General features: G+C 29.2%; 14 protein-coding genes and 1 rRNA gene. 11 read left to right on the forward strand and 4 right to left on the reverse strand.

Annotated features, from left to right (window positions below; all coding sequences use genetic code 11):
- The first annotated feature begins 17 nt into the window (after positions 1–17).
- Positions 18–1,079: an HD-GYP domain-containing protein gene (locus M2651_RS08985; RefSeq protein ID WP_252132015.1), complete on the forward strand. Its 1,062-nt coding sequence runs from the start codon at positions 18–20 to the stop codon at positions 1,077–1,079.
- 76 nt (positions 1,080–1,155) lie between these two features.
- Here M2651_RS08985 and M2651_RS08990 read toward each other — a convergent pair whose 3' ends face one another.
- Positions 1,156–2,907 (reverse strand): ATP-dependent metallopeptidase FtsH/Yme1/Tma family protein, encoded by a 1,752-nt coding sequence (locus M2651_RS08990; protein WP_252132016.1) that lies wholly within the window; start codon positions 2,905–2,907, stop codon positions 1,156–1,158.
- Between the two features lie 235 nt (positions 2,908–3,142).
- Between M2651_RS08990 and M2651_RS08995 the strand changes: the two genes are divergently transcribed.
- From M2651_RS08995 to M2651_RS09015, 5 genes are all read left to right on the forward strand, one after another.
- Positions 3,143–4,123 carry a YkvA family protein gene (locus M2651_RS08995; protein ID WP_252132017.1) on the forward strand — a complete coding sequence of 327 codons (981 nt, stop codon included), beginning with the start codon at positions 3,143–3,145 and terminating at the stop codon, positions 4,121–4,123.
- Positions 4,098–4,562, forward strand: a complete 465-nt coding sequence (rnhA, locus tag M2651_RS09000; RefSeq protein ID WP_252132018.1) for a ribonuclease HI — start codon at positions 4,098–4,100, stop codon at positions 4,560–4,562. Before M2651_RS08995 ends, rnhA begins: the two co-directional genes overlap by 26 nt.
- Before the next feature lie 56 nt (positions 4,563–4,618).
- Positions 4,619–4,789, forward strand: coding sequence for a YtxH domain-containing protein (locus M2651_RS09005; protein ID WP_252132019.1), 171 nt, complete (start codon positions 4,619–4,621; stop codon positions 4,787–4,789).
- A 188-nt stretch (positions 4,790–4,977) separates the two neighbouring features.
- Positions 4,978–6,285 carry a helix-turn-helix domain-containing protein gene (locus M2651_RS09010; protein WP_252132020.1) on the forward strand — a complete coding sequence of 436 codons (1,308 nt, stop codon included), beginning with the start codon at positions 4,978–4,980 and terminating at the stop codon, positions 6,283–6,285.
- A 31-nt stretch (positions 6,286–6,316) separates the two neighbouring features.
- On the forward strand, positions 6,317–7,570 hold the full coding sequence (locus M2651_RS09015) for a helix-turn-helix domain-containing protein (RefSeq protein ID WP_252132021.1): 1,254 nt from the start codon (positions 6,317–6,319) through the stop codon (positions 7,568–7,570).
- A 9-nt stretch (positions 7,571–7,579) separates the two neighbouring features.
- Here the strand turns inward: M2651_RS09015 and M2651_RS09020 are convergent, their stop codons facing one another.
- From M2651_RS09020 to M2651_RS09030, 3 genes are read right to left on the reverse strand one after another with little or no spacing between them, the layout of a single operon-like run.
- Positions 7,580–8,308, reverse strand: a complete 729-nt coding sequence (locus tag M2651_RS09020) for a type 1 glutamine amidotransferase (RefSeq protein ID WP_252132022.1) — start codon at positions 8,306–8,308, stop codon at positions 7,580–7,582.
- A 32-nt stretch (positions 8,309–8,340) separates the two neighbouring features.
- Positions 8,341–9,690 carry a MurT ligase domain-containing protein gene (locus M2651_RS09025; RefSeq protein ID WP_252132031.1) on the reverse strand — a complete coding sequence of 450 codons (1,350 nt, stop codon included), beginning with the start codon at positions 9,688–9,690 and terminating at the stop codon, positions 8,341–8,343.
- Between the two features lie 36 nt (positions 9,691–9,726).
- The gene (locus tag M2651_RS09030) at positions 9,727–10,899 is read right to left on the reverse strand and encodes a CapA family protein (RefSeq protein WP_252132023.1); all 1,173 of its coding nucleotides are present in this window, start codon (positions 10,897–10,899) and stop codon (positions 9,727–9,729) included.
- A 207-nt stretch (positions 10,900–11,106) separates the two neighbouring features.
- Between M2651_RS09030 and M2651_RS09035 the strand changes: the two genes are divergently transcribed.
- The 5 genes from M2651_RS09035 to M2651_RS09055 all read left to right on the forward strand — a co-directional run.
- Positions 11,107–12,933 carry a tetratricopeptide repeat protein gene (locus M2651_RS09035; protein WP_252132024.1) on the forward strand — a complete coding sequence of 609 codons (1,827 nt, stop codon included), beginning with the start codon at positions 11,107–11,109 and terminating at the stop codon, positions 12,931–12,933.
- A 95-nt stretch (positions 12,934–13,028) separates the two neighbouring features.
- The gene (locus M2651_RS09040) at positions 13,029–14,009 is read left to right on the forward strand and encodes a type I phosphomannose isomerase catalytic subunit (RefSeq protein ID WP_252132025.1); all 981 of its coding nucleotides are present in this window, start codon (positions 13,029–13,031) and stop codon (positions 14,007–14,009) included.
- Positions 14,010–14,305: 296 nt separating this feature from the next.
- Positions 14,306–15,403, forward strand: a complete 1,098-nt coding sequence (locus M2651_RS09045; RefSeq protein WP_252132026.1) for a 6-phosphofructokinase — start codon at positions 14,306–14,308, stop codon at positions 15,401–15,403.
- Between the two features lie 73 nt (positions 15,404–15,476).
- Positions 15,477–16,256: a serine hydrolase gene (locus M2651_RS09050; RefSeq protein ID WP_252132027.1), complete on the forward strand. Its 780-nt coding sequence runs from the start codon at positions 15,477–15,479 to the stop codon at positions 16,254–16,256.
- 439 nt (positions 16,257–16,695) lie between these two features.
- Positions 16,696–16,767: ribosomal RNA gene (locus M2651_RS09055) — 16S ribosomal RNA — on the forward strand; the annotation flags it as partial.

The following is a 16,767-nucleotide window of genomic DNA, read 5'->3' on the forward strand; positions in this document are numbered from 1 at the left end:
ATATGCAGAGGTGAACTATGAGGCTGGAATTTATTGATAGAGTGAGAGAAAATGAAGTCCTAGGTAAAAATATATTAACAAATGATGGTAAGATTTTACTTAGGGCAGGAGTACAATTAACCAGCAGATATATTGAAAAACTAAAGGAATTAGGAGTATTTTTCGTATATATTGAAGATGATAGATTAGAAGATGTTAAAATTGAAGATGATAGACTTTTAAGATTAAAACAGGCTACTATAAGTAATATGTCAAATATTATAAAAAATATTCATAGCTGTAATAATAAAGATGTAAAAGACTCTTTGAAGATTATAGAAGACTTAGTAGATTATATAATAGATATGGGTGATGTAAACAAAAGTCTGTATGATATACAGACTTTTGATAACTATACATTTGTTCACTCTCTAGATACATGCATAATGTCTTCCTTTTTAGGTCTTTCATATGGATTTAGCGAAAAAGAACTTAAAGACTTAGCTGTAGGGGCTATTCTTCATGATATAGGTAAAGTAAAGATTTCAAATAAAATAATAAATAAAACAGGCCCCTTAACTGACGAAGAATATGAAGAAATAAAAAAACATCCTATATACGGTGGGGAAATTCTAAGTAAAAATATTCGCATATCTGAAAATGTAATAAAAGCAGTATTACAGCATCATGAAAGAGTTGATGGAAAAGGATATCCATATAATCTTAACGGTGAAGATATTTCTAAGTTTGGGAAAATAGTTTGTATATGTGATGTATATGATGCAGTCAGCAATGATAGGGTTTATAGAAAAAAATTCAGCCCAAACGAAGCATATGAATTAATATTATCAGGAAGCGGAACAGCTTTTGACAATAGTATAGTTAAAAGCTTTAGAGAAACCTTTGCTGTTTATCCTTTAGGCTGCTGTGTTAAGCTTTCAAATTCTATAGAGGGATATGTAATAAGACAGAATAGAAACTTTCCAGACAGGCCTGTTATTAGAGTACTATATGATAGAGAAACTAAACTTCCAATTCCTTTTTATGAAATAGATTTGTTAGAGCATACGAGTTTAGTTATTGAATCAATAGTATGTTAAACCGCCTGATTTATCAGGCGGTTTATAATTGATCCAGTTATTGCTTGGACTTGTTTTTATAAGTTACAGCGTAAAGTTAAGCTGCTATAAGCTCTTTAATATCTTTTTCTAAAAGAGTTTCTTTTTGAATTAAGTTTTCTGCAATTTTATCTAGAAGTATTTTATCTTTCAAAATTATTGATTTTACCTCTTCATATAAAGAATCTAAAGTTTCTTTGCATTCTTTAATTATATCTTCAGTATTTGAATAATTTAAGTGTGATAGTTCCTCCAGATTTAAAAGTCCTATAGTTTCACCCATTCCATATTGGGTAACCATGCTCGAAACTATTCTTGTTGTCTGCTGAAAGTCGTTATAGGCTCCAGTTGTTATATACTCTTTGCCGAAGATTATCTCTTCAGCAGCACGACCAGCCAAAAGTACCATAATTCTTTTCTTTAAATAATCCTTGTTTTGATACAGTTTATCTTCAGGTATGCTTAAGGTATAACCTCCAGCACCCTTGCTCGTAGGTATTATAGTTACTTTTGAAAGTTTATCATCAGGTAGCACTTTTAATGTAAGTAGGGCATGTCCTGCTTCGTGATAAGCGGTAATCTTCTTATCTTTATCTTTTATATGATTTCTTTCTATTTTTTCATAACCAGCTAAGACTATTGAATAAGCCTTGTCCATATGTGTGTTATCAATAAACTTGCTGTCTTCTTTAGCTGCTAATATTGCAGCTTCATTAACCAAGCTCTCAAGTTTTGCTCCTGAAAAATAGGAAGTTTTTTGAGCCCAATCATGAATATTTATGTCCATAGTTGGCTTATTTTTTAAATGAAGAGCTAATATTTTTTCTCTTGCAGCTAAATCAGGTAAGGTTATTTCAATATGTCTGTCAAATCTACCAGGTCTTAAAAGAGCAGGATCTAAAACATCAAGTCTGTTAGTAGCAGCAATAACTATTATGCCTTCCTTTTCGTTAAAACCAGACATTTCCGTAAGAAGAGCATTAAGAGTTTGATCTTTTTCGTCAGAACCTCCAGTTTTACCTCCATCTCTCTTTTTACCTATTGCATCAATTTCGTCAATAAATATAACAGCTTTTCCATGGTTTCTAGCCTTCTTAAATAGTTGTCTTACTCTGCTTGCACCAACCCCTACATATACTTGCACAAAATCAGAACCAGATATAGCATAAAAAGGTACATTTGCTTCTCCAGCTACAGCTTTAGCAAGCAGAGTTTTACCTGTTCCAGGCTCACCGTAAAACATAATTCCCTTAGGCATTCTTGCTCCGTAAGCACTATATTTTTCAGGATTTTTAAGAAAATCTACTATATCTTTTACACTTTCCTTGGCTTCTTCATTACCTGCCACAGAGTCAAAATTGTAGGTAACATTTGATACAGCTGTAACATCAAGGTTGTCAACTCCTTTTAGTCTTTTTGAGCTTATACCTGATGATTTTATTGCCATAACTGCCATAAACACTAAAGAAGCGCTTAGCAGTATTGTTGGAATGGTTTCTTTAGCTGAAAGAGGCAGGTTTTCAGAAACTTTTACCCCTTGTTTTAAAAGCTCTTCTTTAAAATTATTTGTCCTTGGGTTGTCAGTTTCATATATGTTTCCATCATTCATTTTCACCTTAATCTTAGGAGTATTAGTTATATAAACAGTTGACACGCTTTTACTTTGAATGTCCTTTAAGAAATCCACGTATAGTTTATAAGCAGAAGACTTATTGTTAAAATTGAATACTATAAGCATTATAAGAGATAAAATAGCAATGAATATAGATATATACATATATTTACTATTCTTTTTATTCTTTTTATCCATAATTTCCTCCTCCAAAATTTTCTATATAATATGTTTGCATATCATTGTTTTATTTATGTGTATATTTGTTTACTGCATAATCCTATTATAGTGATTTTATAATTTTAGTCTAATGAAAATCATAAATTTTGCTAAAGTAAATTTTGTTAAAATATAAAATGGTTGTTGCATTAATTCTTTTTTGATATATACTTTAATTATATTCGTAGAAACAGGATGGATAGGGGGAAGGTAAATGAAGGTTACCAGTGGAAAAATAAGGTTAACTTCTAAAGATATATTAGAGGCAGTTAATGAATATATAAAAATTGATAATTTAAAAATAGAAGATATAAAAATAAATGAGCTTATAACTGTGAATGGAAGTTATAAAAAAAAGGTAGAAATTCCCTTTCGAGCTTCTATAGGATTAGGCAGCATTAAGGATAATAAAATAACCATTAAAATTCTAGATTTTAAAGCTTTTAAAGTGGGAATACTACCTTCAATAAAAAACTTTGCGCTTAAAACTTTTTTAAAGGACTTTGATAAAGATGGAATAACTGTTAATAAGGATAATTTAATTGTAGATGTAAATGTTATATCTAAACTTGTACCATTTGTTTACTTTAAATTGAAAAGTGCTGATTTACTAAAGGATGCTATTGAAGTTGAGGTTGAAGATATACTTTATGCTCCTGATAAGGAGACTATGGAATTTAATAAAAAAAAGCAGGAATTTAATCAAGAAATATATAAGCTTCAGGATGGATATTCAAAGATTAGAGAGGATATAAAAAAGAAAGTTCCTGATAAATATAAAAATATAGCAGAGTATGCAATGGTTATACCAGATATTGCAGCACTTCTTTGGAGATTATTTAAGGATAAAAGAGTGGATATAAAGACAAAAATTTTAGTAGGAGGACTTATAGCTTATTTAGCCTCACCAATTGATATACTGCCTGATTTTATTCCTCTAATAGGCAGAATAGATGATGTAGCAATTGTTTTCTTCGCTATGAATAAATTAATAAATGAAATACCTGAAGAAATTATATTATCTAATTGGATAGGTAGAGAGGATATAATTAAGCTTATAAAAGATGGAGTAGATTTTATAGGTAAAATGGTTGGAAGTCAAAATGTGGGGAAACTTTTAGATTATATAAAGAAAATATCTTTAAGAGCTACAAACGAGGAGAAACAAAATGAAAAGCGTAACAATATACACTGATGGAGCATGCAGAGGAAACGGAAAAGAAAATTCAATAGGTGCCTTTGGAATTCTATTCATGTATAATGGTGTAAAAAAAGAAGTAAAACAAGCTTTTAGAAATACTACAAATAATATTATGGAGCTTAGTGCCGTTATTCAGGCTTTAGCTATGCTTAAAGAACCGTGTAATGTTAAGCTTTATAGTGATTCAGCTTATGTAATTAATGCTATTAATCAAAAGTGGATAGATAACTGGCAGAAAAACGGATGGAAAAGTTCTACAAAAGAACCTGTAAAAAATAAAGAGCTGTGGGAGAAATTAATAGAGCTTATGAAATATCATAAGGTAGAATTTATAAAGGTTAAAGGACACAGCGATAATCCTTATAATAATAGATGCGATGAGTTGGCTAATGAAGCAATGGATGAATTACTTAACAGTAATTTCAATGTTTAATAAAATAAAAATTGCATATTCTAATACTATATAAAATGGAAAGGAGTGTTTAGAATATGGGATTTATTAGAGGTATAACTACAGGTGCTTTAATTGGTGCAGCGGCTGGAATGTTAATTGCTCCTCAGCTTAACAGAAATACAAGAAAAAGACTTAGAAAATCTGGGGATATGATGATGGGTATTATAGGCGATGTATACGATGATGTTATGAGAAAAATGAGATAAAAATATTTTTAATTATAAAAGTTCGGGAATTTATCTTCTCGAGCTTCTTTTTTCTTAAAATTTAAAACTAATTTGAAAAAATTCACCGTAAATTGTGAAAATATGTTATAATTAGTTTGAAATTTTATATTTTTGTATAATTTAGATTTATCACAGCATTGTTTTATTTTAACGAGGTATGATAAAATATGGAAATATTATCTTTGGGGGAAAAGCTAAAAAGAAGAAGAAAAGAACTTAATATGACCTTGAAAGATTTAGCAGGTGATAGAATTACTCCAGGTCAAATAAGCCTTGTAGAATCTGGTAAGTCTAACCCAAGTATGGATTTACTGGAGTATTTGGCAAGTGCTTTAAATGTAACAGTGGAATATTTAATGGAATCGGAAGAAACACAAGCTGAAAATATATGTACTTATTATGAAAATATGGCTGAAGCATGTATATTAAGTAAAAGCTATTTATCAGCAGAACAATATGTTGAAAAGGTTCTATTTTATGCCGAAAAATATAATCTTAAATATAGAAAAGCAAAAAATTTATATTTAAGAGGAATTATATACATGGAAAAATCTGAAATTGGATTAGCACAGCAGTTTTTCTTATCGGCAAATGTTATATTTATAACTGAAAATTGTTTTGAGGATATTGTAAATACATTTTTAAAGCTTGGCATTATAAGCTTAAATACAAAATCTTATCATTCTTCCTATAGTTATTTTAAGCAGGCAGAAAAAGTATTTATGGATAATAATATAGGAAATGATTTTTTATTAGGTAAAATATATTATTACATGGCTTATACTTATCAGAGGCTGGAAAAACATGAAGATGCAATTAATTATGCATTTTTAGCGAAAGAGAAATTTAGACAGTTGGAAGAAAAAAAGGATTATGCAATGTCTATTATGCTTTTAGCCAAGCAGTACAGCGAAAATGGAGATATAGATAATGCAATAAAATATTCTAAAAAAACTTTAAACATATTCAAAGAAATAAATGATTGTGAATATATAGCAGATATAGAGAATAATTTAGGAAAGTTATTTTATGAATTCCAAAATTATGAGGAATCTTTTATTCATTTAAATAAATCTAAAGAGTTAAGAAAGAATAGCAGGGATTTGAAGCTGTCAGAGACTCTAGTTAGCTTATGTGAAAACTATATAAAGCTTAAGGATGCAGATAATGCGAAGGTTATTCTGGAAGAAATGATAGAGATTATAGGAAATGGGAATCATGAAGCTTTAATTGATTACTACATGCTAAAATATAAAGTATGCATTCTCGATAATGATTTAAAAGAGGCAGAGAATACATTAATTATGGCACTGAATTTTGTAAACAATATGGGATATAGAAAGCATCAAGCTGAGATATCATTATTATTAGGAAAATTTTATATAGAAAATGGACAAGATAAGGAAGCTGCTAGGTTTCTTTCAGAAGGAGTTGAAACTCTTAAGCAGCTAGGTGTTTTTGAGGATATTAACTAGGAGTGCAAGCATTACAAGGCGGTGATAGATTTTGGAGATTTTATCAACTGGTGAAAAAATAAAAAGAGCAAGAATTTATAAAGGATTAACATTAAAAAACATATCAGGAGATAAAATTTCAGTATCTAAAATGAGCTGTATTGAAAATGATAAAATAGAAGCTGAAGATTGGATACTAGAACAAGTAGGACATATATTAGGATTAGAAATAGATTATTTAAAAAAGGGAATTAGAGAACAATTAATTGAAAATATAAAAATTATTAAAGAAAATAATGATATTGATAAATATGAAGAAAAAATTTTATATAATTTGAAGTTCGCAGAAAAATATTTATATTATGATTTATGTTTTAGTTTAAATCATTTGCTTTATAATTATTATTTAGATAAAAGAGAAATTGAAAAAGCACAGGCTATGATTTCCAAGTATTATGAATGTTGTCCTAAAGATTATAAGCAGGAAAATTATTTAACGTATTTTATGGATATAGGAAGGTTTTTATATTGTACAAAAGAGTTTTTAGAAGCTGCAAATTATTATAATCATGTAAGAAATTTAGCAAAAGAAAATAGTAATTTTTATATTTTAGCAAAAGCTACTTATAATGAGGCTGAATGTTATATAATGCTGAAAAATTATGAAAGAGCTTACGAAGTAGCAAATAGACTGGAAGAATTAATAAAGTATTTTGATACTAATATAAAAAAAGCAGAAGCTTATCAAATGCTTGCCATACTTTCAATCAGCACGGATAAAGGCAGGTTTCAGAAATATGAAAAGAAGTCTTATAAGTTATATGATGAAAACTTAGAATGTAAGGCTTTAGCAATTTATAACTATGCATCTGCAATGTTTGATGTGGGTATGGAAGAAAAAGCTATAGAATATATAAAAGAAGCCATAAAATTATACCCAAAGAGTAAAACAGGAAAATTGGTAAGATTTATGCTTCTTTGTACTAATGAATTTATAAAATATAATAAATTAGAATTTGCTAAAGATATAAGCGATGAAGTATTAAATTACGCAATTAAATCAAATGAGGCTAAATATATTGAAAGAGCTTACTACCTAAAGGCGCGAATACTCCAAAGGTTAGATAACTTTACTTCAGCAGAAATGTACATGAATTTATCTACAGATGTTCTTTTAAAATTTGGAACTCAAAATGATATATATAAAAGATATATGGAAATGGGATATATGTACTATAATTTATCTCAGGTAGGGGAAGCTATTAAATATTTTAATTTAGCTCTGGCAATAGAAAAAAAGATGTAAGGTTTAAGATTACATCTTTTTTATTTCTCTATTTATAATAAATTCCTTTGCCTTAAGCTCATAGGAGTCATCTAGAGGTTTTAAAGTTATATTTCCATATTTTTTTCTAAGTGCTTCTGTTAACAGTCTATCAGCAAGCTCAGGATTTTTTGAAAGCAGAGAACCGTGAAAATAGGTACAGTAAGTATTTTTGTAAATACAGCCTTCATAACCATCTTCGCCATTATTTCCATAACCTACTTTTACTTTACCTAAGGGTTTTAAGCTGCCAATATAAGTTCTTCCGGAATGGTTCTCGAAACCTACATAGGTCTCATTAAAATCTTCATTATAAATAATGGTATTGCCTATAAACCTTTTTTCTCCGCTTTCAGTGTAAATATCTAATATACCTAATCCTTGCAGCTTTTCACCATTAGGAGTAGTATAATATTTTCCTAGCAGCTGATAGCCTCCGCATATACACAGAAATACCTTTTCAGCTTCTACGTAGTCTGTTATTGCTTGTTTTTTTATTTCCATCAAATCCTTTGACACGATGGACTGCTCATAATCCTGTCCACCTCCAAAAAAGGTTATGTCATATTTATTTCCTTCAAAGGCATCTCCCATTGATACGTTGAAAATATTAACGTTAATTCCTCTTTGCTTTGCTCTGTATTTAAGGATAAGGATATTTCCATAGTCTCCATATACATTTAATAAGTCGGGGTATAAGTGGCATATATTCAGTTCCATATTTTTCACCTTCGTTTAATACATTTATTGATTTACCAAAGTTTTTTAATGTAGCCCTTACCGTGCAGGTATTTTCTAAAATTAATCATTGCTGTATAGGTTGCAAGTATATACACTGTAGGCGTACTACAGTCTTTTATTTCTTGTAAAAGAGAATCATAAGTTTCATTTATGGTGAATCTATCCTGTGGAAGCCCTGCAACCTTTAGTCTAACAGCCATATCATAGAGTCTTATTCCGCATAACATTACCTTGTTTATATCTAAATTTTGAAGCATTTCAAAGTTAACATCCCATATCCAAGACACATCTCTGCCGTCAGCATAATTATCATTAAGTAAAAATGCTGTATTTATTTTTCTCGTGTCAAGGCTTACAGTATTTATTGCTTGATCAAAGCCAGCAGGATTTTTTACAAGTATAATCTTAACCTCCTTGTCATCAATAGTTAGAGATTCCTGTCTTCCAAAACTGCTTGAGGTACTCTTTAATACATTAAATATAACAGAATTGCTTATACCTAAGGTATTAGCAATAGAATATGCACAAAGTGCATTATAAATATTATAGGTTCCTGGCTGATTGATAAAATATTCATTGCCATCTATTTGAACTAGGGATGAAGTAGGTGTCTGTTCGATTATACTTTCTACAGAAAATTTCAGTTCAGGTCTTTTATAGCCACATTCTTTGCAGTAAAAGTTTCCTAAGTGATTGTATGTTATAAATTCATAACTGTAGGGGTTTTTGCAATTTTTACAAAACTTTGCATCTGCATTTATATCTATTGCTTTATTCCCATTAGTTGAAGAATTGAAGCCGTAATATACTATTTCATTTGGGAAACTTAAATCTCCAAGAAGAGATTCATCTCCATTCAGTACTAATGTAGAATAAGGAGTCTTTTCGATTCCAGAAAGAATCTTTTTTAAAGTTGTATAAACTTCACCGTATCTATCAAGCTGGTCTCTGAATAAATTTGTAACAGTAATTATTTTTGGTTTAATATAATCAGTAATTAAAGTTAAGTTAGCTTCATCTACTTCTATAACAGCATATTTTCTTTGTTGACTTTTTTTAAATTTAAAATTTTCTATAAAACAGGATACAATACCAGGTAACATATTGGCACCAGTACTATTGGTTATTACAAAGTCTCCATTATTCTTTATTATATTATATATTAAACTTGTAGTAGTTGTTTTTCCATTAGTACCAGTTATTAAAATTACGTTATAATCTTTTGCAGCTTTAAACAATATGTCTTTATCTATTTTTAATGCAATTTTTCCTGGGAAATTGCTGCCGCCTTTAAATAAAAACTTAGACAGTTTTATAATAATTTTTGAAACTATAATGCTTATAAATGACTTAAGTATAATTTTAAAACACCACCTTGTTTAAGATTATATATACATTTAATTATTATTGACATCTATATAGAAAAAATCATCCTCTAATTTAAAATCTAGATTTGTTGAAAGTTTGTTCAGTCTTGTTAAAAACGCAGTCTTTTTAGTTCCTTCAAGTGGCGTTGGACAATAATCATTAGCATTGCTCACTGAAGATATGCTGCAGGGTATAATTTTTATTCCATAAGATTTAAGCTTATTATTTTCAAATTTAAAATTGGTTTGAAGAATAAAAGTATCTTTATCTGTAAAATTTTTATTGTTTCCGTAAATAAAATTCCCTAAGCTGTAGGCTATAATCTTTCCTTTATATTTTTCAATACCTTGTATTGCATTAGGATGATGACCTATAATAAGATCTGCACCATTATCAATAGCATAATGAGCTAAATTTTTTTGAGCATTGTTAGGAGTTGAAGCACCCTCTGTTCCCCAATGAAAATTTATTATAACTGTACAATTTTCACTTTTTAGTGAAGCTATGTCTTCTTTTAATTTAGACATAAATGCATTATCATAAGTGTAAGCTTGATAACCTAAAAATCCTAATTTATTTCCCTTTACTTCCGTTACCCATTTTTCGCCTTCGCCGAAAAAGTTAATATTTTCTGTTTTTAAAGCATTTTTTGTATCTTGAAATCCTTTGTCTAAATAGTCTTTTGTATGATTATTTGAAAGATTAACAGCTTCAATATTTCCTATATTTAAAGCTTTTGCATAAGTAGGAGGAGCTTTAAACATAGGGGTCTTTCCAGTTTTTAAAGTAGCATTTGTAAATGTTGTTTCTAAATTTGTTGTAGTTATATCATCTTCCTTAAAAATATCAGCAACATTTTTATATATATAGGAGTAGTCCTTATCATATTTCTCTAAAACCTGAGTTAAAGAACCATTGTAAGAAATCTTACTATCCCAGCCAATAATAGAATTTCCTGTACTGCTTAAAGTAATTTCGCTTAACTTTAAAGTCTTAGAAGTTTCAGTAGTTACAACTTTGTTTTCTAAAGCTTTATTATCGGAATTTTGCTCTGATAATTTTGTGGTTTCCTTTTGAGTATTCTGATTGAAAGTTTGTTTATCCATTTTTTCAGCTATTTTATATGTTATGGAAAAAGAAGAAACAGATAATATTCCTAATGTAGCAATTATAATGATTGTATTTTTAATTTGTTTTTTCAAAATTAATCCCCCTTGTATTCTTAGTAATTTTTACGCCCTTTAAGTTAAAAGTTTTTTTCAAAATCATATTTATTTTATCATAAATAGAGTTTATGTTTCAAATTAAATAAAAAGTTAAAGTTTTTAATTAGTTATTATTGTGGCTTTTTTTAAATTCATTTGTTAAAATGTTTATAAATATACCATTATGACTAATGAGGTGTAATAATGAAAGATATAAAAATGATAAAATATATCAAAAATATAATGAATAAAATCAGAAAACGATTTAAACATTTGAAAATTGAAGTAATTTTGGATAAAACTAAATATAATTTTAAAAAGGGAAAGATTAAAACAGGTGTTCAAAATTTTAAAGAGATTATTAAAGGAAATAAAAAAGTTTATATTATCGCTTTTATTGTTTTTGCGATAGTAATTTCAGCTTTTACAGCAACAGTTTTAAGGAATACTAAAAGTGCTGATACAATAGGTAAAAAATATGTATTTGAAAGTAATACTGCTGAAGATTATTATTATAATAGTCAGTATGATCTGGCTATAGAAGAGTATAAAAAACTTCAGGAAAAAGATTTAAAAGAAGGTCTTTGGGATGCAAAAATAGGAGAAATATACTCAGTGGAAGGAGATAAAGAAAATTCAAAAAAATTTATAGATAAAGCAAAGGCATTAGGAAGTAAAAATGCGGAAGTTTTAAACTATGTTGTTTTTACAGAGTTAATGAATAAAGATTATAAAGAAGCCTTACAGCATGGAGAAGAAGCCTTAGGTCAATTTCCAAAAGATAAAAGTTTAATTAAGACAATGTTTACAGTTTATATGGCTAATAATATGCTAGATAAAGCTAAAGCATTGGTTGACAATTATCCTGTAGATGAAAAATCTGCCTGTGATTTAGCAGAGTATGCAAGAATGCTTATAGCTGATGGCAATTGGGAAGAAGGTTATAAAAGATTAAGAAGAGCCTGGGATATAGATAAAGATGAGTATAGAATTTATGATGTTTTAGCACAGAGTTCAATTTACAATAAAGACAAGCTGCTTGAAGATATTACAGCACTTTCAGAAAAAAATCCTGACGACTTAGCTTATAAAATGTGGCTTGCAAAGATATATTCAACGGATGAAGTTACAGCCGAACAAGGCAGCAAGCTTGTTGAGGAATTAAAAACAAAAGATGTTGGCAGTATTGAAGTAAAGGTTATTGAAGCCGCTGTGCTGCAAAGTCTTAAACAGTCTGAAAAAGCTGATGAGCTTATTAAAAAAGTTATAGAAGAAAATAAGGAAGATTATAGAGTATTTCATACAGCAGGCTGGTATTATTTAAATAAAAAAGACTTAAATACAGCTATGCAGTATTGCAGGGAATCTATTAAGAAAAATAAAGAATACAGTGATAATTATGGATTTTTAATGCCTGAGATACTTAAAGCATTAGGAAAAACAAAAGAAGGAGATCCTTATTTTAGAACAGCAATATATAAGGAACCTTATAATTACAATATAATGCTTACAGCTGCAAACTATTATTGGAATACAACTAAGGATAGTGTAAAGGCACTAGAATATTTTAATTTTGCTGAAATCATAAAGCCTGACGAACCAGAAATTAAATATAATATGGCTTTAATAAATATATCCAATAATAATACAGAGGATGCAATAAGACTACTTAAAGAATGTATTAAATTGTCTGACGATATAGCTAAGTATCATAGAACTTTGGGAACAATTTATTTATTAAATGGTAATGCGGCAGAGGCGATAAAGGAAATAAGATATGCCTATGGTTCTGACGAAAGTGATATACTTACATTAAATAATGCCGGATGCTACTATATAACTCAAGATGTAAATTTTGTAAAGGGTGAATACAATCTAAGAAAGGCATTAGAAGGAATAAATGCTTCTACGGATAAATATACTTCTGATACTATTAAAGAAAACTATAGAAAGGCTAAAGAACTTATAGACAAATATAATAATGGAAATGGAAATCAAATAAAAATGCCAGAGTTTATTTTGTTTTATTAAATTATTAAAATACAATAAATTTTCATCCCGTAATAAATTGTTTATACTTATATTCATTAATAAAGGGAGATTATATAAAGAAAGGGGACTCTATTATGTATGTTTTAAAATTCGAAAATATATATTTTGATAAAATTTGGGGAGGAAGAGATTTTCAGCTTTTCAGAGATAATCTTCCAGAGGGGAATATAGGAGAAAGCTGGGATGTGTCTTGTCATCCTCACGGTGTAAGTGTAGTTGCAAATGGTAAATTCAAAGGCATGAAGCTGGATGAACTTATTAAGTTAAAAGGGGCGGAGGTAATAGGTACTAAAATTTCTTTAGATAGGTTTCCTCTGCTTGTAAAATTAATTAATGCAAAGGAAAAGCTTTCAGTTCAAGTTCATCCTCAGGATAAGTATGCCAAAGAAACAGAAGGAGAAATGGGAAAAACTGAAGTATGGTATGTAGTTGAAGCTTTTGAAGGTGCCAATTTAGTTGTTGGAACAAAGAACTGTACAAAAGAGCAGTTTAAAAATGCAATAGAAACAGGTCATTTTGATGAATTTATGAACAAAGTATATGTACAAAAAGGCGATGTATATTTTGTTAAAAGCGGATTGGTGCACGCAATAGGAGAAGGAGTAATAATAGCTGAAATACAGCAAAACAGTGACACTACTTATAGAGTATTCGACTATAATAGAGGTAGAGAATTACATTTAGAAAAAGCTTTAGATGTTGTTGATTTAAGTTTAGTTGGAGAAAAGAGCAAAGGATTGAAGGTTCAAGAGGAAGGTTACAGTAAGACTTACTATTGTCTTTGTGAGCATTTTTCACTTGAACTTTATGATGTTGAGGAAAGCGTCAAGGAGAGCAGTGATAGGGAAAGATTTTATATTTTTACAGCTGTAGAAGGAGAAGGAGAAATCTTATATAAAAGAGGAGTTGAGAAAATTAAAAAGGGAGACAGTTTTATGATTCCTGCAGCTCTTGGAGATTATGAAATAAAGGGTAAGCTTAAGCTTTTAAAGAGTTATGTGCCAGATATGGAAACTGTTAAGCATGATATATTGAATAAGGTTGTTGCAGAATAGATTTTAATTTTTATCATTAAATTTAATGAGTTTTTGGGATTGAATATTCATTTCGTCTTCATTTTTACTTTTAAGTATATTAGAGATAATATGGCAATAATAAATATATACTAATTAAGATTGTGCACAATAAAAATATTATGATACACTATTTGCCAGTATTACTAAGGAATATTTATCATATTTAAGATAAAATATGTATATTTAGAAAAAATAAAAAAATATTAAGAATTATGTTTGATTTTAGAGTTTTACGTTGTATAATAGAACTAAAAGTATTTTGGAGGGATATGCAAATGGCAGACAATATAAAAAAGATTGCTCTACTAACAGGCGGTGGAGATTGTCCTGGATTAAATGCAGTAATTAGAGCGGCAACTCGAACAGCAATGCTAAAGTATGGTTATGAAGTTATAGGTTATAAATTTGGTTATAGAGGACTGTACAACAACGATTATATACGCCTAGACCTTGATAGTGTTTCAGGTATATTACATAAAGGTGGTACTATACTATATAGTTCTAACAAAGATAACCTTTTTGATTACCAAGTTGAAGAAAATGGTAAAATAGTAAAAAAAGATGTATCTGATGTAGCAGTTGAGAACTTAAAGGAAGCAGGAGTAGATGTTCTTGTAGTTATAGGTGGAGATGGAACCTTAACTAGTGCCAGAGACTTTGCAAGAAAAGGTGTAAAGGTTATAGGGGTACCTAAGACTATAGATAACGATTTGGCATCTACAGATATAACTTTTGGATTTAACACTGCAGTAGGGATAGCTACTGAGGCATTAGACAGACTTCATACTACAGCTGAATCACATCATAGAATAATGATACTTGAAGTTATGGGTAGAAATGCAGGTTGGATTGCTCTTGAATCTGGTATAGCTGGTTCTGCTGATGTTATATTAATACCTGAAATTCCATATGATCTTAATAAGGTTATTGAAAAAATTTATGAAAGAAAAAAACACGGAAAAGTATTTAGTATTATAGTTGTAGCAGAAGGTGCAAAGTCAAAAGATGGAGATGTTGTTATAAGCAAGATAGTTGAGGATAGTCCAGACCCAATAAGATTAGGTGGAATTGCTAATAAACTTGCAATGGATTTAGAGAGAGTAATAAAGGATCATGAAATAAGAAGTACGGTTTTAGGTCATGTTCAAAGGGGAGGAACAACATCAACTTTTGATAGAGTATTATCAACAAAATATGGTGTTGCTGCTATTGATTTGATACATGAAGGTAAATTTGGAAACATGGTTTGTCTAAAGGGTAATAAGTTATCTTATGATAGTTTAGAAAATGTTATTGGAAAAAATAAAAATGTAGATCCTGATGGCGAATTAGTGAGAGTTGCAAGAAGTATAGGAATATCATTTGGTGACTAGAGTTTAGGCATGCATTTTTGCATGCCTATTTAATATTATATATGGGTTTTAATGTTCAAGGTGGAGGAATAATATGAAGGAGTTAAAAAGGTATCTTGATGAAAGAATAGGTGAATATAGTTTTTATTTTGAAGATATAGATAGTTCTTATACATATAGTTTAAACGAGAGAGCAATAATGCCTGCTGCAAGCTGCATAAAATTACCCATTGCTATAGCTCTTTTAAAAGAAGTTGAAAATAATAATATAAGCTTACAGGAAAAGGTTTTAATAAAATGTAAAGATAAAGTATATGGCAGTGGTATTTTGCATGAATTTGATGATAAGGATTACTCCATAAAGGAACTGCTGATTGCAATGCTTATTCAAAGTGATAGTACTGCAACTAATAAAATTATTGATATTTTAGGAATGGAAAAAATAAATATATATTTTAAAGAAATGGGATTAAAGGAAACGTTTCTAAAGAGAAAGCTTAGGGATTTCACTGCTCGGGAAAAAGGACTTGAGAATCTAAGCAGTAGCTTTGATTTGGCTCAATGTCTGAAAATTCTTCATTATGGAAGCTTTTTAAACAGGGAGTATAGTAATTTTATAATAAATATATTAGACAAGTTTCAACGTAGAGATAAATTGCCTTTCTATATGCCTGAAAGAGTATGGAGTAAAATTGCAAATATATCTGGAAGCTTGAATGGGATAGAAAACGATGCTGCACTTTTGAATCTAGACAAAGGTAATTTTGTATTTGTGGTTTTATCTAAATCTCTTCCTAACAATGTATATGGAATTGTAACTTTATCTAAGCTAGGAAAGATGATGTGGGATATTATAGACAGAAATTGGAAATAGCATATGTTTTATTATGACGTACAGTTATATGTACGTTTTTATTTTTTTTGTTTTATAATGCTTAAAAAATCTATTTTATTGTTTATATGTATGAAAGTAATACTATTAAAACTATACCTGGTGTATCAATATGTTATAATTGTAGATATAAAGAGAAATAAAGAGAAATAACGGATTATTTTCATGTAAATAGAAGTGTAAATAATATATCGTTTTATAGATGTGATATTATATAACTCGTCGCTGATTGAAAGCGACAAAATATCACTTAATAATACATGTTTAGAAAAAATGTTGACAATGTATAAAATAAGTGATAAAATAAAAAAGCTGTCAGATGACAGCGAAAAATAATTGGTCTTTGAAAATTAAACAGAGAATAATTAAGATAAACCAGCAATTCTTTTGAATTAAAAATGAGCATAAAGATTCAAACTTTTAAATTGAGAGTTTGATCCTGGCTCAGGACGAACGCTGGCGGCGTGCCTAACACATGCAAGTCGAGCGGGGG

This window comes from Clostridium caldaquaticum, from assembly GCF_023806125.1.
GTDB classification, from domain to species: domain Bacteria; phylum Bacillota; class Clostridia; order Clostridiales; family Clostridiaceae; genus Clostridium_AT; species Clostridium_AT caldaquaticum.

Coding starts and splice junctions, on each gene's coding strand:
- M2651_RS08985 (WP_252132015.1), top strand. CDS start 18: ATGAGGCTGGAATTTATTGATAGAGTGAGAGAAAATGAAGTCCTAGGT.
- M2651_RS09045 (WP_252132026.1), top strand. CDS start 14,306: ATGGCAGACAATATAAAAAAGATTGCTCTACTAACAGGCGGTGGAGAT.
- M2651_RS09020 (WP_252132022.1), bottom strand. CDS start 8,308: ATGGAACTGAATATATGCCACTTATACCCCGACTTATTAAATGTATAT.
- M2651_RS09005 (WP_252132019.1), top strand. CDS start 4,619: ATGGGATTTATTAGAGGTATAACTACAGGTGCTTTAATTGGTGCAGCG.
- M2651_RS09010 (WP_252132020.1), top strand. CDS start 4,978: ATGGAAATATTATCTTTGGGGGAAAAGCTAAAAAGAAGAAGAAAAGAA.
- rnhA (WP_252132018.1), top strand. CDS start 4,098: ATGAAAAGCGTAACAATATACACTGATGGAGCATGCAGAGGAAACGGA.
- M2651_RS08995 (WP_252132017.1), top strand. CDS start 3,143: ATGAAGGTTACCAGTGGAAAAATAAGGTTAACTTCTAAAGATATATTA.
- M2651_RS09050 (WP_252132027.1), top strand. CDS start 15,477: ATGAAGGAGTTAAAAAGGTATCTTGATGAAAGAATAGGTGAATATAGT.
- M2651_RS08990 (WP_252132016.1), bottom strand. CDS start 2,907: ATGGATAAAAAGAATAAAAAGAATAGTAAATATATGTATATATCTATA.
- M2651_RS09035 (WP_252132024.1), top strand. CDS start 11,107: ATGAAAGATATAAAAATGATAAAATATATCAAAAATATAATGAATAAA.
- M2651_RS09040 (WP_252132025.1), top strand. CDS start 13,029: ATGTATGTTTTAAAATTCGAAAATATATATTTTGATAAAATTTGGGGA.